The organism is Clostridium sp. 19966 (genome assembly GCF_032335695.1).
GTDB lineage: Bacteria > Bacillota > Clostridia > Clostridiales > Clostridiaceae > JACTOJ01.
The window spans coordinates 65,084-89,505 of sequence record NZ_JACTOJ010000016.1 but is presented as its reverse complement, the minus strand read 5'-3'; the positions used below and the strand labels follow the sequence as shown (position 1 = coordinate 89,505).

Annotated in this window: 22 protein-coding genes and 1 riboswitch; all 22 genes read right to left on the bottom strand. The window is 31.8% G+C overall.

Annotation, left to right across the window (positions count from 1 at the left end; genetic code table 11):
- Positions 1-142: 142 nt before the first annotated feature.
- Positions 143-248: riboswitch (SAM riboswitch) on the bottom strand.
- 229 nt (positions 249-477) lie between these two features.
- The 22 genes from spoIVA to IAI10_RS15875 all read right to left on the bottom strand — a co-directional run bounded on the left by spoIVA (position 478) and on the right by IAI10_RS15875 (position 24,358).
- Positions 478-1,956, bottom strand: a complete 1,479-nt coding sequence (gene spoIVA / locus IAI10_RS15980) for a stage IV sporulation protein A (protein WP_315674294.1) — start codon at positions 1,954-1,956, stop codon at positions 478-480.
- A gap of 108 nt (positions 1,957-2,064) precedes the next feature.
- Positions 2,065-3,066 (bottom strand): NAD(P)H-dependent glycerol-3-phosphate dehydrogenase, encoded by a 1,002-nt coding sequence (locus IAI10_RS15975; RefSeq protein WP_315674293.1) that lies wholly within the window; start codon positions 3,064-3,066, stop codon positions 2,065-2,067.
- 1 nt (position 3,067) lies between these two features.
- On the bottom strand, positions 3,068-4,384 hold the full coding sequence (gene der / locus IAI10_RS15970) for a ribosome biogenesis GTPase Der (RefSeq protein WP_315674292.1): 1,317 nt from the start codon (positions 4,382-4,384) through the stop codon (positions 3,068-3,070).
- On the bottom strand, positions 4,384-5,700 hold the full coding sequence (locus IAI10_RS15965; protein WP_315674291.1) for a DUF512 domain-containing protein: 1,317 nt from the start codon (positions 5,698-5,700) through the stop codon (positions 4,384-4,386). Before IAI10_RS15965 ends, der begins: the two co-directional genes overlap by 1 nt.
- A 182-nt stretch (positions 5,701-5,882) precedes the next feature.
- The gene (phoU, locus tag IAI10_RS15960) at positions 5,883-6,539 is read right to left on the bottom strand and encodes a phosphate signaling complex protein PhoU (RefSeq protein WP_315674290.1); all 657 of its coding nucleotides are present in this window, start codon (positions 6,537-6,539) and stop codon (positions 5,883-5,885) included.
- A 44-nt stretch (positions 6,540-6,583) separates the two neighbouring features.
- On the bottom strand, positions 6,584-7,333 hold the full coding sequence (gene pstB, locus IAI10_RS15955; RefSeq protein ID WP_315674289.1) for a phosphate ABC transporter ATP-binding protein PstB: 750 nt from the start codon (positions 7,331-7,333) through the stop codon (positions 6,584-6,586).
- A 10-nt stretch (positions 7,334-7,343) separates the two neighbouring features.
- Positions 7,344-8,231 (bottom strand): phosphate ABC transporter permease PstA, encoded by an 888-nt coding sequence (gene pstA / locus IAI10_RS15950; protein WP_315674288.1) that lies wholly within the window; start codon positions 8,229-8,231, stop codon positions 7,344-7,346.
- Entirely contained in the window at positions 8,228-9,115 is an 888-nt protein-coding gene (pstC, locus tag IAI10_RS15945) for a phosphate ABC transporter permease subunit PstC (RefSeq protein ID WP_315674287.1), read from the bottom strand. The genes pstA and pstC overlap by 4 nt, the downstream gene beginning before the upstream one ends.
- A gap of 111 nt (positions 9,116-9,226) precedes the next feature.
- On the bottom strand, positions 9,227-10,144 hold the full coding sequence (locus IAI10_RS15940; protein WP_315674286.1) for a phosphate ABC transporter substrate-binding protein: 918 nt from the start codon (positions 10,142-10,144) through the stop codon (positions 9,227-9,229).
- Between the two features lie 100 nt (positions 10,145-10,244).
- Entirely contained in the window at positions 10,245-12,251 is a 2,007-nt protein-coding gene (locus IAI10_RS15935) for a methyl-accepting chemotaxis protein (protein ID WP_315674285.1), read from the bottom strand.
- 152 nt (positions 12,252-12,403) lie between these two features.
- Positions 12,404-14,122: a two-component system histidine kinase PnpS gene (gene pnpS, locus IAI10_RS15930; RefSeq protein WP_315674284.1), complete on the bottom strand. Its 1,719-nt coding sequence runs from the start codon at positions 14,120-14,122 to the stop codon at positions 12,404-12,406.
- A 1-nt stretch (position 14,123) separates the two neighbouring features.
- On the bottom strand, positions 14,124-14,819 hold the full coding sequence (locus tag IAI10_RS15925; protein WP_315674283.1) for a response regulator transcription factor: 696 nt from the start codon (positions 14,817-14,819) through the stop codon (positions 14,124-14,126).
- Between the two features lie 73 nt (positions 14,820-14,892).
- Positions 14,893-15,600: a peptidoglycan editing factor PgeF gene (pgeF, locus tag IAI10_RS15920; RefSeq protein WP_315674282.1), complete on the bottom strand. Its 708-nt coding sequence runs from the start codon at positions 15,598-15,600 to the stop codon at positions 14,893-14,895.
- Positions 15,601-15,687: 87 nt separating this feature from the next.
- Complete coding sequence (gene nrdR / locus IAI10_RS15915; protein WP_315674281.1) at positions 15,688-16,140, bottom strand: transcriptional regulator NrdR; 453 nt, start codon at positions 16,138-16,140, stop codon at positions 15,688-15,690.
- Positions 16,141-16,203: 63 nt separating this feature from the next.
- On the bottom strand, positions 16,204-16,464 hold the full coding sequence (locus IAI10_RS15910; RefSeq protein ID WP_315674280.1) for a YlmC/YmxH family sporulation protein: 261 nt from the start codon (positions 16,462-16,464) through the stop codon (positions 16,204-16,206).
- 189 nt (positions 16,465-16,653) lie between these two features.
- Positions 16,654-17,427, bottom strand: a complete 774-nt coding sequence (gene sigG / locus IAI10_RS15905; RefSeq protein ID WP_315674279.1) for an RNA polymerase sporulation sigma factor SigG — start codon at positions 17,425-17,427, stop codon at positions 16,654-16,656.
- Between the two features lie 74 nt (positions 17,428-17,501).
- Positions 17,502-18,206, bottom strand: coding sequence for an RNA polymerase sporulation sigma factor SigE (gene sigE, locus IAI10_RS15900; RefSeq protein ID WP_315674278.1), 705 nt, complete (start codon positions 18,204-18,206; stop codon positions 17,502-17,504).
- Between the two features lie 15 nt (positions 18,207-18,221).
- Positions 18,222-19,022 carry a sigma-E processing peptidase SpoIIGA gene (locus IAI10_RS15895; RefSeq protein ID WP_315674277.1) on the bottom strand — a complete coding sequence of 267 codons (801 nt, stop codon included), beginning with the start codon at positions 19,020-19,022 and terminating at the stop codon, positions 18,222-18,224.
- Positions 19,023-19,257: 235 nt separating this feature from the next.
- Positions 19,258-20,361: a cell division protein FtsZ gene (gene ftsZ, locus IAI10_RS15890; RefSeq protein WP_315674276.1), complete on the bottom strand. Its 1,104-nt coding sequence runs from the start codon at positions 20,359-20,361 to the stop codon at positions 19,258-19,260.
- A gap of 14 nt (positions 20,362-20,375) precedes the next feature.
- Positions 20,376-21,584: a cell division FtsA domain-containing protein gene (locus IAI10_RS15885; RefSeq protein ID WP_315674275.1), complete on the bottom strand. Its 1,209-nt coding sequence runs from the start codon at positions 21,582-21,584 to the stop codon at positions 20,376-20,378.
- Between the two features lie 195 nt (positions 21,585-21,779).
- Positions 21,780-23,021 (bottom strand): glycosyltransferase family 2 protein, encoded by a 1,242-nt coding sequence (locus IAI10_RS15880; protein ID WP_315674323.1) that lies wholly within the window; start codon positions 23,019-23,021, stop codon positions 21,780-21,782.
- A 281-nt stretch (positions 23,022-23,302) separates the two neighbouring features.
- Positions 23,303-24,358, bottom strand: a complete 1,056-nt coding sequence (locus IAI10_RS15875) for a type IV pilus twitching motility protein PilT (RefSeq protein WP_315674274.1) — start codon at positions 24,356-24,358, stop codon at positions 23,303-23,305.
- Between the last annotated feature and the right edge of the window lie 64 nt (positions 24,359-24,422).

Here is a 24,422-nt window from a genome sequence, read left to right as displayed (position 1 = left end):
AATGCTGGTAATAATAAAAAAGACTATATTTACTCAAATTAAGAAGTAAATATAGCCTCTAGTTTCTCTAGTCAACTAATTACAATAAAAAAATCCTCTTATCAAAAGAGGATTCTATAATCTAATTTTATATAAATCAATCCTCTTATCTCTCAAAACTCATTTGCAGGAATTAACACCATACATTTAAATGAAATGCTGGTTGTCGGGTTTCACAGGGCCAGTCCCTCCACCTCTCTTGATAAGAATCTATTAAATTTTATAACCTACTATTCCAATAAGAATAGTCTATTGCTGTTATTAAAATTATATCACAATTTAATTTACTGTCAACATAAAAAATATACAAATTAAAAGCCTGTAATCTTAGAGATCGCAGGCTAAAATTTATTTTGTTATTATTTTTAGTATATGTTTTAAATCAGTGCTGATTTTTACATTGATTTAAAACTTACCTTCAGGCCTAGAGACTATGTTTCAAAGAATTATACAAATTAATCCTCCGTTTCCTTCATTTATTATTTTTTGGAGGGTTTTTTGGATTTTAATCTGAACATCCTCCGGCATCTTAAATAGTTTGTTTTGAAGTCCTTCTTTAACCACCATCTCCAGTGATTTACCAAACATATCGCTTTGCCATATTTTTGACGGATCACTTTCAAATTGCTCTAAAAGCGATTTAACTAAATCTTCACTTTCCTTTTCAGTACCCATTATAGGAGATACCTCTGTTTCTATATCACATTTTATCATATGGAGAGATGGAGCACTAGCTTTAAGCTTAACTCCATATCTATTTCCTTGTCTAACAATTTCAGGCTCTTCAAATTTCATTTCTTTAAGCTGCGGAGCCACCAATCCATATCCAGTTTCTCTGACATCTTTAAGGGCTTCTTCTACTTTTGAATATTCAATCTTTGAGTATTGAAGTTCCTTAATTATTTTTAGCAATTCACTTTCACCGGATATATTGCAGCCGCAAACCTCACTAAGTATGTTGTAGAATATTCCATTTCTTGGCTTTAGAATCACTCTCGCAGTACCATCCCCCATATTCATTTCATTAACTTCAGGAGCTTCAAGAAACTCAAATTCCATTAATGAGCTTACAGAGGTTTTAACATCCCTAACACTAACAACATTTTTACACATGTCCTTTATAACATTTATAAAACTTGTCTTAAGCCAATGCGTCGGTTCCAATTTCTCAATCCATTCTGGCATATCTACATTGATTTCCTTTAACGGGAACTCACTGAGGACTCTATGAAATACTTGTTTTACATCTTCCTCGTTCATATTTACCACATCCATAAGCTGAACAGGAACATTATATTTTTCTTCTAGATCTGTTTTTAACTGCTTAGTCTCCTCTGAATCCACTCTAGAAGAATTAAGTACAATAATGAATGGTTTTTTTATTTCTTTAAGTTCTTTAACCACTCTTTCTTCTGCTTCTAAGTATTCTTCCCTTGGTATGTCAGTAATAGAGCCATCTGTAGTTACTAAAAGTCCAATAGTAGAGTGTTCGGTTATAACCTTTTTAGTTCCTATTTCTGCAGCTTCTTCAAAGGGTATTTCATAATCATACCATGGTGTAGTAACCATTTTAGGTTCCGTTCCTTCAATGTATCCTGCTGCTCCTTTTACTATATATCCTACACAGTCTACCATTCTAACCCTAAATTTGATACCTTCATTCATATTTATTTCTACCGCTTCATTAGGAACAAACTTGGGCTCTGTAGTATGAATAGTTTTTCCAGAAGCGCTTTGAGGAAGTTCATCCTTAGCCCTCTGCTTTTTATAATTGTTATCAATATTAGGGATTACCATCATATCCATAAACTTTTTTATAAAAGTAGATTTTCCTGTTCTAACAGGTCCAACTACGCCAACGTAAATATCCCCCTGAGTTCTCTCTGCTATATCCTTATATATATCAAAGCTCTCCAAAATACACCCTCCCAATGCTATATATTAACAATATATATATATTACATTGAAAAGATTTTATGACAAAAAATAAATCATCTTTTATTTTAAAGATGATTTATTTTTATATTAATATATTTCATATATCTCATTTTTCTTGTCTCTGCACATTAGTTCTATTACAGCATTCTTAGGGCTTAAATTGCCAAATAAAACTTTATAAAGCACTTCTGTTATGGGCATTTCCACATTTATTTTTTTACTTAAAGTATAAAAAGCATGACATGCAGATGCTCCCTCTACGGTTCCTATCTGACTTAATGCTTCCTGAACTGGGATTCCTTGTCCTATTAGTATTCCTGCCTTCCTATTTCTGCTATGCATACTTGTGCAAGTTACTATTAAATCCCCCATTCCAGTTAATCCAGAAAAAGTAGCTATCTTGCCTCCCATTTTGGTGCCTATTCTCATTATTTCATGCATTCCCCTGGTCATAAGAGCAGCTTTGCTATTATCTCCATATCCTATTCCATCTGCTATACCAGCCGCTAGTGCTATAATATTCTTCACAGCCCCTCCAATTTCAACTCCTAGTAAGTCGTCATTAGTATACACTCTAAAGTTATCCGTCATAAACAAATCCTGAACCTTATTTGCATACTTCATATTCTCAGAACTTACCACCACAGTAGTTGGAATATTCACAGCAACCTCTTCTGCATGGCTGGGCCCAGAAAGCACCACCACTGGATTCTCTGGTAACACCTCATGTATTACTTCAGATAGACGCTTCACAGGCTTCTCTTGTATACCTTTGGCCACATTTATTATAACCTGATGAGGCTTAATGTATTTCTTAGAGTTAGAACAAATTTCTCTTATATGGCTGGATGGAACTCCTAAAATTATGTAATCGGAATCTTCTATAGTTTCCTCTATATTATCATAGGCTTTCACTAAGTCAGGTAAAATTACATCATTTAAATATTTGCTATTCTTATGATTATTATTTATATCCTCTCTAACTGAAGCATTTCTAGCAAATATGCTGGCATCCAGTCCTTTATTTCCAACTAGTATAGCCAAAGCAGTGCTAAAGCTGCCGCCTCCTAGCAAAGCTACTTTTGTCATTCTATTCCTTCCTTTCCCTAAACTCCAACTTTATACCTGTTCCTTCAAAATCAAAGCTGGCTCTAAGCTGATTTTCAAGGTATCGTTCATAGGAGAAATGTAGGGTTGCAGTATCATTAACAAAAAACACAAAAGTTGGGGGTTTAGTACCAATCTGGGTTACATAATAAATCTTAAGTCTTTTAAGTCCTACAACTGGAGGCTCTTTCATCAAAACAGCCTTGTTTATTACTTCATTAAGAACTCCCGTAGTTATTCTTCTATCATAGTTATTATAACATTTTTTAGCTAGTTCCAAAACCTTGCTGGTTCTTTGACCAGTTTTTGCTGATATGAAAAGAAATGGCGCATAACTTAAAAAGCTTAGTTTCATCTGCAGATTTTTCTTAAAGGTATTCATAGTTTTATCATCTTTTTCTATTAAGTCCCACTTATTAACAAGTATCAGTATAGCTTTATTAAGCTCATGAGCATATCCTATTATTTTTTCGTCTTGCTCGCTTATGCCTTCTTCAGCATCAATCATCAGTATGCATATATCAGCTCTTTCTATAGCTGCTAAAGTACGTACTACACTATATCTTTCAATTTCCTCTTTTACCTTGCTTTTTCTTCTAAGTCCGGCAGTATCGATAAGAATAAACTTGCCATATTCATTTTCTAGATAGCTGTCAATAGCATCTCTTGTTGTTCCAGGTACATCACTTACTATTACTCTTTCCTCACCTAGAAGTTTATTAATTAAAGAAGATTTTCCTACATTAGGTTTGCCTATCATAGCTATTTTAACATATTCTTCATCTTCTTCCTCCTGCTCTACATGATTAAAGGCTTCTACCACTTTATCAAGCATATCTCCAAGCCCTAAACCCTGTGATGAGGATATGGTTACAGGATCTCCAATACCTAAATTATAAAATTCATATGCATTATCCTCTTCCTTAAGTGAGTCAATCTTATTTACCACAAGTAATACATTTTTTTTACTTTTTCTTAACATTTGAGCAACTTCTCTATCAGCAGCTGTAAGTCCCTCTTTTCCATCTACTATAAATATTATAACATCTGCTGTTTCAATAGCTATATTTGCTTGCCTTCTCATTTGGCTTACAATTATATCTTCACTTTCTGGTTCTATTCCACCTGTATCAATTATAGTAAAATTATGATTAAGCCATTCTGCTTCAGCATACACTCTATCTCTTGTAACACCAGGTGTATCCTCAACTATTGAAATTCTCTTCCCTGCAAGTTTATTAAATAAAGTTGATTTCCCTACATTAGGTCTTCCAACTATGGCCACTATAGGTTTTGCCATTATTTTTCCTCCTTACTGTTTCTGTTTATTATATCTATTAAATCTTTTCCCGTATAATCGCATATTATCACTTGTCTGTGAAGAACTTTTTCCATCTCTTCCACTGACACATCATCCAAGAAAATTCTCTCTCCACTCTTAAGCATATTTTCCGGCAAAATAAGCGGTCCTTCTATGGTTTCATTTTTTAATTGATCTATTATATCACCACCAGTTAAAAGTCCGGCTACAGTTATGGTGCTTCCAAAAAAGTTATTTATTATTTTTTTCACTTTAAGATTTAATTTAGAATTTTCATTCATCACTTTTTCTGATACCCATTTTATCTCGTCAAAAGCGGATACTCCAGTAGCAAATAAAAAATTACCGCTTATGTTTTTCTTTAATTTCTTTACATCCTTATTTATGGTATCTCTTAGTATTCTTATCATTCCTATTCCATCTTCAAGCTGGTGAAAGGTAGAATAGAACTCAGCATTTGGTACTTCTTTTCCTGCAAGCACGTAAAATTCATCGGAAAGCCTAACAAAAGGTGTTCCAAGTTCTATCATATACTTTTCTTGAAGTTCCTTTACATTATCTAACTCTTGGGCTGCTGTCTCTCTTGTAAAAACAGTTAAATCTTTAAGCCCTTTTCTATGTTTAGTTATTCCTACTGGAACCACCGCCACATCCTCTACTGCTGGATACAAATTATTAAGATCCTTAACAGTTCTTAATAACTCCTCTCCATTGTTTATACCAGGGCAGCAAACAACTTGACAATGCATAACTATACCAGCATCAGCCAGCAGCTTCAGACGTTCATAGACTGCACCTGCAAATCTATTATTTAGCATCTGAATTCTAAGCTGTGGATTAGTAGTATGTACCGATATATTTATAGGACTTATTTTATATTTAATTATTCTATGTATATCATCATCTGACATATTTGTAAGAGTTACAAAATTACCTTGAAGAAATGATAATCTAGAATCATCATCTTTAAAGTATAAGGTATCCCTCATTCCTCCAGGAAGCTGATCAATAAAACAAAATACGCAATTATTATGGCATCTTTTTGCATGATCCATGATAGCATTCTCAAATTCTACCCCTAAATCCTCTTGATACTCTTTTTCTATCTCATAAGTCCAAATCTCCCCATCAGCTTTTTCTATATCAACTTCTACATATTCATCCGCCATTAAAAATCTATAGTCTATTACATCCTTTACTTCATTTCCATTTATGCTTAATAGTATATCTCCAATTTCAAATTCCAATTCTTCAGCTATAGAATTTTTTTCTATACTTTTGATTTTAGCCGACATAAAGTCACCTCAACATTTTCACTTAGCCTATTATATCCTAAGTAATGATAACCTAATTATTGACTATAGTCAACAAAGTATTTATTATGATAAGTATCTTGAATTTTAATACAAATAAAATAGGAATGCTCTCATAGATGCTAATTTCTACAAGATTACATTCCTGATAAATGAGTTATTAACTATTCGTTCAAATCTATTTGATCTCCTGTTACTAAATAAATTGTCCATTCACACACATTTGTAGCATGATCTGCTACTCTCTCTAAGTATTTGCAGACAAATAGAAATTGTGCTACCTGATTAGTATGAGCTGAATCCTCTGACATTTTCATTAAAAGTTCAGTAAATATTTGTTTGTATATAGCATCTATTTTATCATCTAGTTTGCAAGCAGCATAAGCTTTATCCACGCTGCTCTCAACATATGCATCTAACGAATCATGAATTATATCTTTGACAATCTCAGCCATAGCTGGAATATCAATAAGTTCTTTTATATAAACCTCATTCTTAAGTCTCTTTGCGATTTTTGCTATATCAACTGCATGGTCTGCCATTCTTTCCAAATCAGTTACAATTTTGCTGGCAGTAAATATATTTCTTAAATCAATAGCTAATGGCTGCTGCTTTGCAATAAGTCTTATACATTTGTCTTCTATTTCTTTCTGAAGATCATCAACTAAATCATCATTATCTATTACCGTGTTCGCTAATACCTCATCCTGTTTTACCAATGCCTCTATACATTGATGAATTTGTTTTTCAACAATGCTTCCCATTCTTATAAGATCATTATGAAGCGTCTGAAGATCTGTATCAAAGCCACCTCTCGTCACAATTGCCCCTCCTTAATATAAATTTAATAAAATGATATTAATTATTAACCAAATCTTCCGGTTATATAATCTTCTGTTCTTTTGTCTCTTGGTCTATAAAATATATCTTCAGTTTTACCGTACTCTACTACTTCGCCGTTTAAAAAGAATGCGGTATTATCAGATATTCTTCCTGCCTGCTGCATATTATGAGTAACTATTATCACTGTATATTTCTTTTTTAATGTATCCATAAGCTCTTCTATCTTTAAAGTAGATATTGGATCTAAAGCTGACGTAGGTTCGTCCATAAGAAGTACATCCGGCTCTACTGCCAGAGTTCTGGCAATACAAAGTCTTTGCTGCTGACCACCTGAAAGCCCCAGTGCGCTTTTTTTTAATCTATCTTTTACCTCATCCCATAGCACTGACCCTTTAAGGCTGTTTTCTACGATTTCATCTAATTTGTTCTTAGATTTTATTCCATGGATTCTTGGACCATAGGCAATATTATCGTATATAGACATAGGAAACGGATTAGCTTTCTGAAAAACCATGCCAATTCTTTTCCTAAGATTTATAACATCATAATCTCCATAGATATTTTTATCCTCAAATAACACTTCACCTTCAATTCTAACTGAATCAATAAGGTCATTCATTCTGTTTAAGGTTCTAAGAAAAGTAGATTTTCCGCAACCTGATGGCCCTATTAAAGCTGTAACAGCATTTTTTGGTATATCTAAGTTTATCTTTTTCAATGCCTGACTATTACCATAATAAAGGTCTAGGTCTTTAGTAGTTATTATACTCATGCTTTTCCTCCTATTTCTTTCCGCCATATGCTTGTTGAATTTTTCTTCCTATAAGCCTTGCCGATAAATTGAATATTAACACCATTATAATTAACACTGCAGAAGCTCCATTAGCCACTTTAGTAGCATCTGGCAAAGTTCCTTCAGAATTAACCTGCCAAATATATACTGCCAATGTTTCCGCAGATCTTGTTAAACTATATGGCGATACCTTATCTATTAAGCTAAAATGGCTAAATTTAAGTACAGGAGCACTCATGCCCGCGGTGTATATTAGCGCAGCTGCTTCTCCAAAAATTCTTCCTGCTGAAAGTATAATACCTGTGAGTATCTGTGGTATGGCTGTAGGAATTACTATTTTCTTTATGGTCTGCCACTTAGTAGCTCCTAGTCCAAGACTTGCTTCTTTAACTCCTTGAGCTGCTGTAGTGATAGCATTTTCACTTGTTCTAGTCATAGATGCTAGGTTTAGGATAGTTATTGCCAATGCTCCTGAGATTACAGAAAAACCCATATGAAGCTTATTTACAAACAATATTAATCCGAAGAGACCCACAACAATAGATGGCAATGAAGCCATTGTATCAATGCATAATCTTATGATATTAAGAAATCTCCCCTGCTTTGCATATTGTGAAAGATATATTCCTGCTCCCACACCCAAGGGAACTGTTATTATAAGAGTTATCACAAGCAAATAAAATGAATTAAAGAGTTGAGGACCTATTCCACCACCCTTTTCACTAAATTTGGGAGCTCCAAATAGAAAACCAGGATTTAAGCTAGAGGAACCTTTATACAAAATATATCCGATAAATGATACTAGTATAGCCACTATAAATATGGCTATAAAATAAAGTATTCCGGTAGCTATCTTATCCTTAACTCTCTCACTCATCGAATTTCCCTCCTCTTGCTTATGAATCTTATGATAAGAATAAATAAAAATGATACTATTAATAATAAAAATGCCATGGACCAAAGAACATTCTTTAGTGGATCTCCATCTGCAGTATTTCCCATGTCCATAGTTATAGCACTGGTAAGGGTTGAGGTAGCACTCAATAATCCTTTAGGAATTTGAACCGTATTACCTATTACCATCTGAACTGCTAAAGCCTCTCCAAAAGCTCTAGACATTCCAAGTACTACTCCTGTAGATATTCCTGTTAATGAGGCTGGAATTATCACCTTTTTTATAGTCTGCCATCTGGTAGCTCCAAGACCGTAGGAAGCCTCCAAATAATCCTTTGGAATAGTCTTAATAGCATCAGATGATACGCTAGTTATAGTTGGTAATATCATTACACTAAGTACAAGTATTCCTGCTAAAAGTCCAAAGCCATAGCCTCCAAAAACTTTTTTAATATTTGGTATCAGCACGGTAAGTCCTATCCAACCATAAACTACTGAAGGAATACCTACAAAAAGTTCCATAGCTGGCTGCAGAATTCTTTCTCCAAATCTAGGAGATATCATGTTCATAAAAACAGCTAAGCATACAGCTAAAGGTGTAGCTATTATGACTGCCCCAATGGACACAAAAGTAGAACCAGCTATATAAACTAAAGAACCATACTTTTTATCATCAATATCCCATTTGCTAGAAAATAAAAAATCTGCAATGGAATAATGATTTTGAGTGAATGTTTTTATCCCATTGCTTGCTATGAAAAAAATAACAGCTAAAGTACAGACTATTATAAATATTCCACAGATTGTAGCGTATGCTTTTCCTAAGTATTCATTTATAAATCTGTTGTAAAAACTACGTTTCTCCATGCAAAACCTTCCTTATATTTTTAATCGTTGCAACTTATTTAATTTGTCTAATATACAGAACAAAAGACTGGTCGTTAAAGCGCGACCAGCTTTTGTTGCCTTAGCAAATTATTATCTCTTTACCTTCATGTCTGTAGATGGTATATATCCTAGCTTTTCCATTGCATTCTTAGCATCATCAGTTTTGAAGAAATCGATGAAAGCTTTTGCTAGATCTTTTGCTTCACCCTTTGTGTACATATGTTCATAAGACCATATGTTATATTTTCCAGTTGTTATATTAGCCTTATTCATTTCAACTCCATCTATCTTTAGGGCTTTTACCTTTGTCTTGCTGTCTGCATCTGTGAAGTAGGAAGAAGCAAGATAGGATATGGAACCTTCAGTCTGTGATACCGCTGTAGAAACAGCTCCGCTGCTGTCTTCCTTAAGAGCGTTGCCTGCAGCTTCCTTAGCTCCATCTAAAGCATATTTCTTGAAAGTAGCCTTTGTTCCTGAGCTATCAGGTCTGCTTATTATAACTATCTTCTGATCTGCTCCGCCAACATCCTTCCAGTTAGTTGTCTTACCTGTGAATATATCTATAAGCTGTTGCTTAGTCAAATTATCTACTGTAACCTTTGGATTTACTACTGCAGCAAAACCTACTACACATACTTGATGATCAACCAAAGCCTTAGCTTGATCAGCAGTTAATTTTTCCTCAGCAAATATGTCTGAATTTCCTATATCTACAGTTCCATCTGAAACATTTGACAATCCTGTTCCACTACCACCAGCCTGTATATTTATTACAGCATCTGGATTCTTTTGTTTAAATATGTTATTTACCTCATCAGCTAATGGTTTTAATGCAGATGAACCTGAAGCGGTTATGTTTCCTGATACCTTGGTTTCCTGAGTAGTAGTATTGTTTGACGCACCTGAGTTAGCATTGCTGTCATCCTTCTTTGTACATCCTATCATTGCGGTAGCAAGAAGCATAACTCCCACTGTAGCAGTAATTATTTTTAAATAACTTTTTTTCACTTAAAAAAACCCCCATTCAAATTCTGTTCTCATCTTACATTGTCTATGATACTTCATCAAAGTTAATCTAATATTATGACAATGTTAATTAAAATTAACACTAAATCATAAACTTGTTTATGCTGTTATTTAGGCTATCCATAGAATATTGCAGTTTTTGTGTCAGTTTTTCCATATTTTGTGTTTCAGTATAATGATTTTGTATTATTTCGTCTACTTGCCCTACAGATTTTTTAAAGCCTGAGCATATGTTAAGCACGCTGTCAAGTTTACTTTCAACCTTATTATTCTCCTCATTTAAAGAATGTATGCCATCAATAATAGAATAAATTTGATTTATTATTCTTTCAGTAGCTGATATAGCCCTCTTATATTCATCAATTGTGTTTTCCACCGCTTCAGCTTCTTTTGTCGATAATTTATTCATTTGCTCAATGTATTTGGAACTATGATATATATTTAAATCTATGTTTTTAACAATTCCATTTATTTTTTCCATCTGCATTTCTATACCATTAGATAATTTCTTTATTTCATCTGCTACTACACTAAATCCAGCACCCGTTTCTCCCGCTTTTGCGGCTTCTATAGAGGCATTTATTGAAAGAATATTTGTTTGTTTAGATATATTTGTTACAATATTTGTTATATCTCCAATTTCTTTAACATTAGCTATAAGTTCATTAAAAATTTTGGCAGAAGCATCAAAATTTTTATTAGCTTCCATATTAGTATCTTTTAAATTATTTACTGTACCTATTGCTGTTTTATTTGTTATATGTATTTCTTTTACTACGCCTTCCATGTCCATTGACATTTTTTCAATATGGTTAGTTCTGTCTAAAATATTTTTAAAATGTTCAAAGCTCTCTTGTATGGCCTCATTTACATCTAATGTATCTATTTTTATTTTTTCTGAGCTTCCATTTATGGCTGCCATATTTGCTAAGTTAATATTTTGATCATTATTAATAGTTTCACTTATAATTACCAAATCTTGAGTTACATACTTTAGATCACCTATTAGATTGCTTATAGAATTTACCATTATATTAAAACTGTTAGCCAGTTTTCCTATTTCATCTTTAGATTTTATTTGGTTTAATATTCTTAAATTACCTTTTGATATTTCAATAGCATTATTAGACACTACCTTCATAGGCCTTAAAATTTTATTTATAAAGTAGTAGAGCAAAGGAATCATTAGCAGTATGCATATGATAGTGGAAATAATTATCATACCTCCCGTTATCTTAGATTCGTTTAAGAATTCATTGTTATCAATGGTCAGTATCACATAGCTTTTTATCTCTGGCACACTAATATATTGTGCTATATATTTAACATCTTTCTCTTCATAGGATAAGCTTCCAGAATTAACTGATGAAGTTGAGTTACTTTTGCTTATTAAAGCTTGGAGTTCAGCTATAGAGTTTTTCTTATTTATGTAATATTTTTGTGGATGATATATTATATTTCCAGAACTATCCACTACAAATATATATCCCTTATTCATAAATGAAAAATTGTTAAAGCCTTTAGAAAAATAATCAGTGTATATACTTTTCCCTATAGTACCTATAACTTTATCCTGATTGTCCTTTACAGGGCTTACAAAAGTCACCACCGTTTTACCGGTTTCAGCAGATGTATAAACTCCGCTCATTGTAGTACTTCCGCTCAAAGCTTGGATTACATATTGATCTTTGCTATAGTCATAATTTATGTATTGATCACTGCTATCTGCTATTATTATTCCCTTACTATTAGTAACAAAAGCATGTTCTGTGGTTTCCTTCTGAAATGAATTACCTAATAGTTTCGATATACTATCTTTTGATACATCCGTTTTATTTGCTAAAAAATCATATATATCCTTGTTATTTGCATATTTTTCGGTATCATTAATTTGCAGCTCTATCATAGACTCAAAATTTTTATATACTTGTTGTATCACTGTTTTCATATTATCCTTATTTGTGTTAAGCATTCTTTGGTAAACCAATAAGTAAATTATACTGCTGGATAAGAGCATAATTACAATTAATATTAATGATATTACGGTTATAATCTTTGAAGCTATAGATCTTTCTTTTATTAAGTGCATATAATAACCTCTCTTTTCATTAATGTAGTTTATTAATATTACATTTTTACATTACTATAGTAAGGTTAAAAGATTATTAAAAGTTAGTTATGTTTATGTTATAGGCTTATTGCATGTTACTCGCTTATTAAGTGTATAAAAAAAAGAGACTGTTAGTCTCTTATGTACGGTATGGTTACAGTAAACTTACTACCCTTATTCAATTCACTTTCCACCTCGATTTTTCCTCCCATGCCTATGACTATATGTTTTACTATAGCCAATCCAAGGCCAGTGCCTCCTTTAGCTCTAGATCTTGCCTTGTCAACTCTATAAAATCTTTCAAATAATCTAGGTATATGCTCCTTAGGTATACCAAAACCAGTATCCTCTACCCAAAGCTGCAATTTTCCATCCACTATCCTACTACCCATAGTGACGCTTCCGCCGTTTTCCGAGTATTTAACCGCATTGTCCACTAAATTTATAACCATTTGCTTGAATCTATCTACGCTTCCAATAATATAATCAACTTTTCCAAGCTCCATTTTAATGCTTATATTTTTTGCCTCGGCAGTGTTTTTTATTAATTCATGTACTTGATCCATAACTTTATTAACATCAAAGGTTTCTTTTTTATCTTCTTTATGCGTTTCCAAATCTGAAAGAACTAATATATCATTTATTAACCTAGTTAGCCTCTCTGCTTCATCATTAATAATATCCAAAAACTTTTCTTTTATTTTAGAATCCTCTACATCCCTTAAGGTTTCAGCGAATCCTTTTATGGAAGTAAGTGGAGTTTTTAATTCATGAGATACATTAGCTACAAACTCCGTTCTCATGCTTTCAAGTTTCTTTATTTCTGTTATATCCTGAACCACTGCTACAGTACCTATATGTTCATTGGCATTTACTATATCCGCAGTTTTTATCCTCAAAGTTTTTTCACTAGGCCAAAATATCTTTATTTCCTTATAATCTTCATTATATGTATTTATTATTTCCTCTATCTCAAAGTCTCTAATGCCATCCATAAGTTTCTTTCCGATTATATCTTTATTACTGTCTATTCCAAATATTTTTTTTGCATAAGGATTTATCATTATTATTTTATTGTTTCTATCAATAGCTACTACTCCATTATCCATGCTTTTCAATATAGCTTCTAATTTATTCTGTTTTTCTATGGAATCCTTGAGAGTGCTCTGGAGTTTATCTGCCATAAAATTAAAGGTTGTTCCTAACTGTCCTATTTCATCTTTAGATGTAACTCTTACTCTTCTATCCATCTCTCCCTTAGTTATTCGGCTTGTTACATATTCCAAATCTTTTATAGGTTTAATAATGACAAAAGATAGCCTAGAAGATATTATTGTTGTAAGGATTAATACAATAATTATTGCTCCCACGTAATATCCTATATATTTTTTATTTATAACTCCTACTAGTTTTACAGATATTGAACTTCTTAGCACATAATCTCCAGATATTTTTTTTGCTACGTAAACCATTTTTATATGGATAGTTTTGCTATTTCTGATACTATAGCCAACTCCATTCTGTCTAGCGCCTTGAACTTCTTCTCTAGTATTATGATTTTCCATAGTGGCTGGATTTGCTATAGAATCATAAACCACCTTGCCAGTTGGATCTATTATGGTGAGTCTGTAATCAGAGTTTTCAAAACTTTTTCCAAAAGGAACAGTTCCATTTTTCAAATCAATTTTAGAAGTTTTTATTATATCTGACATGAGATCATTATTAAGCATAAGCTCTCTCTTTATATTTTGTATAAACTCATAATTTGATATCATAACGTAAATTGATATGACTATGCCTAAACAAAAAATCATAGTAGCTAAAACAAAGAACATTAATTTTTTTTTCATATCAATCACCGATATTAAATCTATAGCCTATACCTCTTATGGTTTCTATAAATTTAGGATTTTTATCATCTTCCTCTATTTTCTGTCTCAAATGTCTTATATGAACATCAACAGTTCTGGTCTCCCCAATATACTCATATCCCCATATTTTATCTAATAAAAAATCTCTAGTCATAACCCTTCCCTTATTTTTCAGCAATATTTCAAGAAGTTCAAATTCCTTTAAGGTAAGATCTATTCTTTCATCATTTTTAGTAACTTCATGTTTTTGAAAGTCCACTACTATATTACCAAATTTATAGCTTTTATCTATAGATTGTAAATTTGTTCTTCTTAGAACAGCTTTTACTCTAGCTTTAAGCTCTCTTAAAGAAAAAGGCTTAGTTATATAATCATCGGCACCAAGTTCAAGTCCAAGAATTTTATCCAATTCCTCTCCTTTGGCTGTTATCATTATTATTGGCATATTGGCAATAGAACTATCTCTCTTAATTTCCTTGCAAACATCATATCCATCCATACCAGGTAGCATTAAATCTAAAAGCATTAAATGTGGTATTTCCGCTTTTGCAAACTTAATAGCATCTAAGCCATTAGTAGCAGTTATTACTTTATAGCCATTGCTTTCAAGATTGAATTTAATAAGTTCAAGAATATGTTCCTCATCATCTACAACTAGAATTTTTTCATCTGCCATAATTAATAATTACCTCCATTATATATATCCATTTTATTGCGAAATCATCATATAAATTACATTAGTCTTATCCTTAAACTGCATATATAAACGAAAATAAGCGTCCGCTTTTTTCGTTGTTTCTTCTATATGAATGAAGTTTTATTTCGCTAGAACAAAATGTACATAAATTTGTAGACTCAATTTTTTCTTCAAGTATACCACTCTTTATGCATTGAATCCTTATACATTTTTCTAAATTAAGCATGTTTTTAGAACTTATATTATAACCTTTATAAATATCGTCATTACAAAACTTATCTATTAAATCTTTTCCCACTTCATAACAGCAGCTTCTTATATGCGGACCTATAAAAACATTTATATCTTCACTCTTTGATCCGTATACTTTTTTCATTTTCTCAACAGTTTTCATAACTATCTTGCTATAAGTTCCTTTCCAACCGCTATGGACAGCTGCACAAATTTTATTTTTAGTATCATACATAAGTATAGGAACGCAATCTGCTGTAAATATACCTGCTGCAGTACTTAATTTATTTGTTATTATCGCATCTCCTTCATATATATTTCCATCATAAATATGTATAATATCACTATGTATTTGAATAGAATATGCTATATCATCTAAATTAAAAATGTCCCTTATTTCTTTGAAAGCTTGAACATATTCTGTATTCTTCAAGTTGAAGTCAGGACCATCAGCTGTTATGAAAATAGCTTTTGCATTTCCTACTTTATATTGGATATATTTATATCTACCTTTAGAAATTACATTCATTCTAACCTCTTAATTATTTTTACATATTTTATTAATAATTTGAAGATAACCTATGTAAAATTAACATATTTAACTTTCTCTTAACATCTACTTGTGCTTTAGCTTTTCTATTTCTTCTAAAAAAGTATTAACATCTTTAAATTGTCTATATACTGAAGCAAATCTAACATAAGCGATTTCATCCATATTTTTTAATGCTTCCATTATCATTTCACCTATATATTCAGATTTAACCTCTGTCAGCATTTGATTACTTATATTTTTTTCAATATCATCCGCTATTGTCTCTATTTGCTGCCTAGAAATTGGTCTCTTTTCACAAGACTTAATAAGACCATTTATTATTTTACCTTTATTAAAAAATTCCCTGCTAGAATCTTTTTTTATAACTAATATTGGTAAATCTTCGACCTTTTCATATGTTGTATATCTTTTCCCGCAACTTAAACATTCTCTTCTTCTTCTTATGGACATATCATCTTCTGTGGATCTTGAATCAACAACTTTACTCTCTAAAAATCCGCAATATGGACATTTCATCGCTTTCCCCTCCCATCTTGTAAATTATATTATGCAATTGTATTATAGCATACATTATATAGTTTAACTACTGCTCTCTCTTACAATATCTGCATCCACTAAAATCACATCTACTCCAACTTTCTTTACTTTGGACCAAGGAATTTCAATCATTTCTAATTTTCCGAACCAAGCTGATTTTTGAGTTGGCAGTAGAATTGCTTCGATTTTATAATTTTCACAGTCAATTTTGAAATCTTTTATAAATCCAAGCTTAGAACCAGTATTTATATCTATTACCTCCATAACTTTAATATTGTTTATTGAATACATAGACATTTCCATTAAACAATTCCCCCTACGTAAATATTATTAATATGCATATTTATATTTAATAAAAAATATGCATATCAATAATAAATTTTTCTAAATATATAACTTTTAGTAGATTTCTGTCTTTAAAATATTTTCAAATTTATAACTTAGTATATTTTAAAGGTTCTAGATTATTTCTAGAACCTTTAAGTTTTAGCATTATATATATTTTCTCATATGTTTTAATGCAATTTTTTCTAATCTAGATACTTGAGCTTGGGATATCCCTATCTCATCAGCTACTTCCATTTGTGTCCTTCCATGAAAAAATCGCATAGTTAAAATTAACTTTTCTCTATCTGTAAGTTTTTTTATAGCTTCCTTTATAGCTATGTCTTCTAACCAACTTTCATCAACATTTTTATTATCACTTATCTGATCCATTACATATATAGCATCTCCTCCATCATGATATATGGGTTCAAAAAGTGATACTGGATCTTGTATTGCATCTAATGCGAATACCACCTCTTCTCTAGGCATATTTAATTCTTTACATATCTGAGAAATAGTAGGTTCTTTGTTGTTATCGTTAATTAATTTATCTCTTACTTGAAGAGCCTTATAAGCTATATCCCTTAAAGACCTGCTAACTCTAATTGAATTATTGTCCCTCAGATATCTCCTTATTTCGCCAATAATCATTGGCACTGCATAGGTAGAAAATTTAACGTTTTGACTTAGATCAAAATTGTCTATTGCTTTTATTAGCCCTATACAGCCAACCTGAAATAAATCATCAACATTTTCACCTCGATTGTTGAATCTTTGTATCACACTCAAAACAAGTCTAAGATTTCCCCTAATAAATTTTTCTCTCGATTCTTTATTACCATCACGCATTGACTGTAATAAAGCTCTCATCTCTTTTTCCTTTAATACAGGAAGTTTAGATGTATTTACTCCACAAATTTCAACTTTGTTAATCATCATCTCGTGTTCGCCCCTTTAGAGTAATTGCATTTAAAAGTATCTCCTTAAGGGCGCAATTTTATACTAAAGACATACTATATCATTTTACTTATTTCTTTTTTAAGTCTTTTTATAATCCTTTTTTCTAACCTTGATATATAGGATTGAGAAATACCAAGCATATCTGCAACTTCCTTTTGAGTTTTTTCTCCTTCACCATTTAAACCAAATCTAAGACTTACTATTTTCTTTTCTCTACCATTCAGTTTTTTCATGGCCAAAATCAATAAATTTTTATCCACCTCATCCTCTATTAAATTATATACAATATCGTTATCAGTACCTAATATATCTGAAAGCAATAATTCATTGCCATCCCAATCTATATTAAGAGGCTCATAAAAAGATATTTCTGCTTTAACTCTGCTATTCCTTCTTAGATACATAAGTATTTCATTTTCTATACATCTAGAAGCATATGTAGCTAGCTTAATTTTCTTTTCTGGATCAAAAGTATTAACGGCTTTTATAAGTCCTATAGTACCTACGGATACTAAATCCTCTACTCCTACACCAGTATTTTCAAATTTTCTAGCTATATAAACCACAAGTCTTAAATTTCTTTCTATTAAAATGGACCTTACAGATTCATTTCCTTCTACTAATTTTGTGACTAAATTATCTTCTTCCTCCTTAGAAAGTGGAGGGGGAAGAGCATCATTTCCACCAATATAATATATTCTTTTTATTCCAATGCCTAATTTTACAATAATCCTATTAAAAAACCATATTATCTTCATTCCTTACCCTCCATTTTAAATTATCCCCCTTGATAACAACGCTTGGTATTCATCATATTCGCTCAATTTATTGTCAGTTACAGCAATTATTGCCTTAATGCTCTGACAGTTATTGTTGTCAAAATTAATTCTGATTTCTTCTGCTTTAAATGCTTCAAGATAATTTGATGAACCATCTACTGCTTTGTAAGGTATATAAAGCTTTTGATAGCCTTCATACCCCGAATCAAGTAATTGATTTTTTTCTACAATAATGACAGGCAAATTTGTCACTGGCTCTTTAAGCTCGTTTCCTGTATCCAGTAAAGCCTTTATCATATAATAGGTGCCTTTTATGCTTATTTCTACATCATAAGTAAACATTTTTAGCTTCTTTCTTTCAAAAATAAATTTTATAGCTCTAGATATTACAACATATAGAACCATCATAGCTAGAAGAAGTATTTGGTTAGAGAATTTAGTTATTATCAATCCATCCATAGGTGCATTACATTTATATTCACCATATATGATTATTCCAGCTAATGTAAAGGTATATAAAAAAAATACAACAACGCCCTTAACTAATAGAGCAATATTTTTTATATTTAATGATATATAAACCATAAGAATTGCTATTAATGCCTTCACAGGAATAAACGTAAATATGTATAATGACTTAAATAATATAGTTAAAGTATAAAATGCACCTACAATAGCTCCAATTGATATTCTCCTCCAGCTGGACCTTACATTGATAGTATTTGCTGTAAGGTCTAATAAAAAAAAATTCACTATGAAATTCTCTGCCACTATAACATCTATGAATATTACCAATGTTCTCCCCCCTACACACATATTATATATCTATGACTTTCAAAATTTTGTCATAATGACCCCCCTATTATGTTTTTTCATATCTGATTTTTCTACATTTTATGTAATTCAAAATTTATCATCTATAAGCATAGGGCTAAATCAATTGTGCCAATAGTATTTGTATATTTCAGTAAAAAAAAGCATCACTATGCTATAATAGCAAGTGATGCTTAAACACCTGAATAATTAATTATTACTTGTTTCTCTGCTTTCTTAAAAAGGCAGGAATCTGAAGTTCTTCATCATCATAACTTCTTGTTGTTGCTGCTTCTTCTGAGGCCTTTTTCTCATCGTGACTTACAGGTTCACTGGTCTTAAATTCTACCTTTGATTCCTCTCGTTTCTCGGTTTCAAATCCTGTAGCTATAACAGTTATTCTAATTTCGTCTTTTAAATTTTCATCAATAACAGCACCAAATATTATATTTGCATCTGGATCCGCTGCCTGCTGTACAATCTCTGCTGCTTCATTCAATTCTAACAATCCAAGATCTGCTCCTCCTGTTAGGTTCAAAAGCACGCCTGTGGCACCATTTATTGATGTTTCTAATAACGGACTAGATATTGCTTGCTTTGCAGCTTCCTGAGCTCTATTATCTCCACTAGCATTTCCAACTCCCATATGTGCTAGACCTTTATTTATCATTACTGTCCTAACATCTGCAAAGTCCAAATTTACTAATCCAGGAATTGTAATAAGATCTGAAATACCTTGAACACCTTGTCTTAGCACATCATCAGCCATCTTAAAAGAATCAATAAGCGTAGTTTTCTTATCAACCATAGATAATAATCTTTCATTAGGAATAGTGACTAACGTATCTACCCTGTCTTTTAGATTCTTTATTCCCATCTCAGCATGGAGCATTCGCTTTCTTCCTTCAAAAGGAAATGGTTTAGTTACAACGCCAACAGTAAGTATTCCCATAGATTTAGCTATTTCAGCAACCACTGGTGCTGCTCCTGTTCCTGTTCCGCCACCCATTCCTGCTGTGATAAATACCATATCTGCACCTTTTATAGCCGCAGATATTTCTTCTTTACTTTCTTCAGCTGCCTTTTGTCCAACCTCTGGATTAGCTCCAGCACCTAATCCCTTAGTAAGTTTATCACCTATCTGTATTTTTTGAGAAGCATTTGATAGCATTAAAGCCTGCTTATCTGTATTTATAGCTATGAATTCTACATTTTTCAATCCTTCTACAATCATACGGTTAACTGCATTATTTCCACCGCCACCGCAACCAATAACCTTTATTTGAGCAAATTGCTGTACATCTACATCAAAGTCTAACAAGATGATACCCCCTATCAAAATATATCGTGAATTATTTTCTTGAATTTGTCTATTATTCCATCGTCTTTGGTAGTATTTTTTAATGAATGCTCCGCATTATCAATATAACTTGCATAGTAGCAATCAAATACATATTTTACAACACCAACAGCATTAATATACATTGGAGATGATGCTCCTACCACATTATGCTGTACATTTTTTACTTGTTTACCATTTTTTCCAAATGTTGCAACTATATAATCCTTGTATCTGCTAATTCCTGATCCAGTGATATATACACTGTCAACGCTTTGATAATAATTATTTTTGCTTAATTCTTTGAAGCAGAAAGATATTAATTCCTGCAATCTTGCATGAATTATTTCTTCAACAAGATCCCAATCAATATTTTCTTTATCCTTTTCACTTGCATTACTTAATAACACTTCTTTATTTTCGTAATTTTCATATTCAAACTTTATTCTTTCAGCCTCCGCAAATGAAACTTCCAAGCATGTTGAAAGATCACTAGTTATACAGCTTTCACCTAATGGTATAAGCTTAGTATAGCAAAGTTTTCCCTCTTTGTACATGGATAAATCTATTGTATCCGCTGCAATATTTATGAAGGCTCCGCTAATTGTTTTGTGAAATTCATTATTTAATAAAGAAACTAAAGCTAGAGTCTGAGGTATTATGCTTATAATTATTAATCCTGCATCCTCAACACTTCTTGCAAGATCTGAAGCAATATTAATATCCATGGTAAAGAGTTGAGTATCTGCCTGTAAATTTTTTGCCTTCATACCTAATGGGTTTATAATACCACCCACACCATCAACAATATATTGTACCGGCGTCTCAAATATTTTTACCCTGTCTTCAGAAACATAACTACCATCTGAAGGCATTAATACCTTTTTATTATCTTTTTCAGAAATAATACCTTTATTAGATTCAATTTTAATACTCTGACTAAAATTTATTTCCTCACAAAGACCACTAGGCACACTTAAGTATACTTCTTCAATAGCATGACCTTCAATATTCTCTAACTTATCTTTACATTCTTTCACTGCTTTTGCAGTTTTTTCAACATCGACTACAACAGATTTTTTCATGCCATTATACTTGACGGAGGTTACAGATGTAATCTGCAATCTATTTTGACTATCTACTCTTGCGGCTACGGCACAAATTCTTGACGAATTTATATCAAAAGCCACTAATCGTTTGCTCATTAAAGCCTTCCTCCTCGTAAAAGTATCAACAGAATATATATATTCAACATAAAAACAAAATTTCCTCCAAAAATTCTGCTTATTTTAATAAAATATATAATAAATTTTAAAATAAATCTATGATTTAAAAGAATACATGCATTCTCTACAAAATTATGGCAATTTAAAACAGAGAAAAATAAAAAGGCGATACTCTTAGTTCGCCTTTTCCAAGTCCTTTATATTTACACTTCGTGTATGCTGAGTATGACTCCACTCCTTTTTGTTTTTATCTACTATACCCTGTATTGAGATTGGAAGCCATGTTATAAAATAAACAGGATATATTATGTAGTAAAACAAAATTTTCCAACTAAATTTTTTTTCAAGAAGCAAGAAAAATGGAGTATAAATATATTGCATAATAATACCGAATATAGCAGCTATGACAGTTATCGATAGTCCAAATATTACTGTATTATTGTTAGCTCCTAAATTTGTTCCAAGCAACCTATTTGCAATATTATTTATAAAACTCATAAGCATAGCTACTCCAGTTATGATAAAAATTATAGGTTGAACACTATAAATAGCACAATCTAAAGAAGTAAACTCTCTTTTAAATAAGGCTCTCTTTAATAGTTTGAAGAAATACCTGCTAGATACATCGGCGTAACCCTGCATCCATCTTTTTCTTTGCCACCAGGATTGTGATAAAGTAAGAGGTTTTTCGTCATAAATTCGTGCTTCGTGACACCAACCTACCTTCTTGCCATTAAGAACCAGTTTGCAAGTGAACTCCAAATCTTCTGTAAGACAGGTTGCTCCCCATCCTAATTCTTTTATTAAATCTGTTGATATGCAGGCACCAGTTCCTCCAAGCTGACAAGATAACCCAAGATTATTTCTTGCTAACTGTCCCATTCTATTAGACGTCCAAAATGATATGGAATAGCTTCCTGTTATCCAAGTATCATGTGGGTTTTTGCAATCTAAATATCCTTGCACAACCTCATATCCTTGGCAAAGCTTATTATTCATTTCTTTTAAAAATTGTCTAGATACTAAGTTATCTGCATCTAATATAACTACTGAATCATATTTTTTTTCCATTTTAAAAAGTTTATCAAACATCCATTCTAGCGCATAGCCTTTTCCTCTTTTTTCTTTATTGAATCTTTTACAAACTATAGCACCATTACTTTCTGCAACTTCAGCAGTTTTATCTGTGCAGTTATCCGCAATAACAAAAATGTCATATAACTCCTTGGGGTAGTCTAAATTATGAAGACTATCAATTATATCCTTTATTACCGCTTCTTCATTATGAGCTGCTACTAGCATAGCAAATGTTTTTTGAGGTTCATATTTCTTCTTATCTTTAAATTTTATTAATCCGAAAAAAGAAATTATTACATAATACACTGATAATACTAGAAGTGCTCTATTCAAGATCATAGAAATTAAATTCCATGCCGTTTTCAACAACTCCATTCTACTAATCCCCCCTAATTCAAAGTTATTTTAGCACAAATAGCGTTGAATTACTATATGAATTTTAATTTTTAATGATTTATTCATTATACATTTCCTAAAATATATTATTTTAATAAATTTAAACTTTATTACAAATTATATAAGGTTTTAAGAAAATAATTAACTTATTTTGTATTGTAATGGTATATTGCCACAAATAAGTTAATCTTTATCATAAAACCTTAAATAAAATTTCTTATTTTCTACATCATCATCAATCTTTGAATCATATCTCTATCTATAGAATAGGTTAATGCATCTTCAGCTGAAATTTCTTTTTTCTTATAAAGTTCCGCTATGGCCATATCCATAGTTTTCATTCCATACTTACTTCCTGTTTGTACTGAAGATTCAATTTGATGTGTTTTGCCTTCACGCACTAAATTCTGTATTGCAGAAGTCATGACCATTATTTCTAATGCAGCAACTCTTCCCTTGCCATCAGAACGCGGTATAAGCTGCTGTGAAACTATTCCTTGAAGCACTGCAGCTAATTGTATCTTTATTTGCTGCTGCTGATATGGAGGAAAAACATCCACAATTCTATCTATTGTTTTAGCCGCTCCTATAGTATGTAAAGTAGAAAACACCAAATGCCCTGTTTCTGCTGCAGTTATAGCTATAGCTATGGTCTCTAAGTCCCTCATCTCTCCTACAAGTATAACATCAGGATCCTCTCTTAAAATAGCTTTAAGAGCATTTTGATAGCTATTGCTGTCTCTGCCCACTTCTCTTTGATTTATTATAGATTTATTATGTTTATGAAGATATTCAACAGGATCTTCTAAAGTTATTATATGAGAAGATCTAGTAGAATTTATTTCATTTATCATTGCTGCAAGAGTTGTACTTTTTCCGCTTCCTGTTGGTCCCGTAACAAGAACTAATCCTCTTTGTCTATTAGTTAATTCTTTTATGGTACTTCCCAAGCCCAATCCATCTAAGGTAGGTATTTTCAAGCCAACAACTCTTATTGCCAAGGCATCACTGCCTCTTTGCCTGAATACATTTACTCTAAATCTACCTACTCCAGCTATAGAATATGATGTGTCATATTCTCCAACTTTCCTATATTCATCATAATCTTCTCCAATAATCTCTCTAGCATATACTTCCGTATCATTTGGAGTAAGTTTATCGGCGTCAATACTTTTTAAGTTGCCATTTATTCTCATAACAGGAGGCACAGCTACTGTTAAATGCAGATCTGAAGCCCCTGCACCTAGCGTCATCTCCAAAAGTTCCTTTAATGATTTCATCTTTTTCCTCCTCATTCATGCTTCTTCGATATATGTAGTAATATAATATGCTAATTATATTACT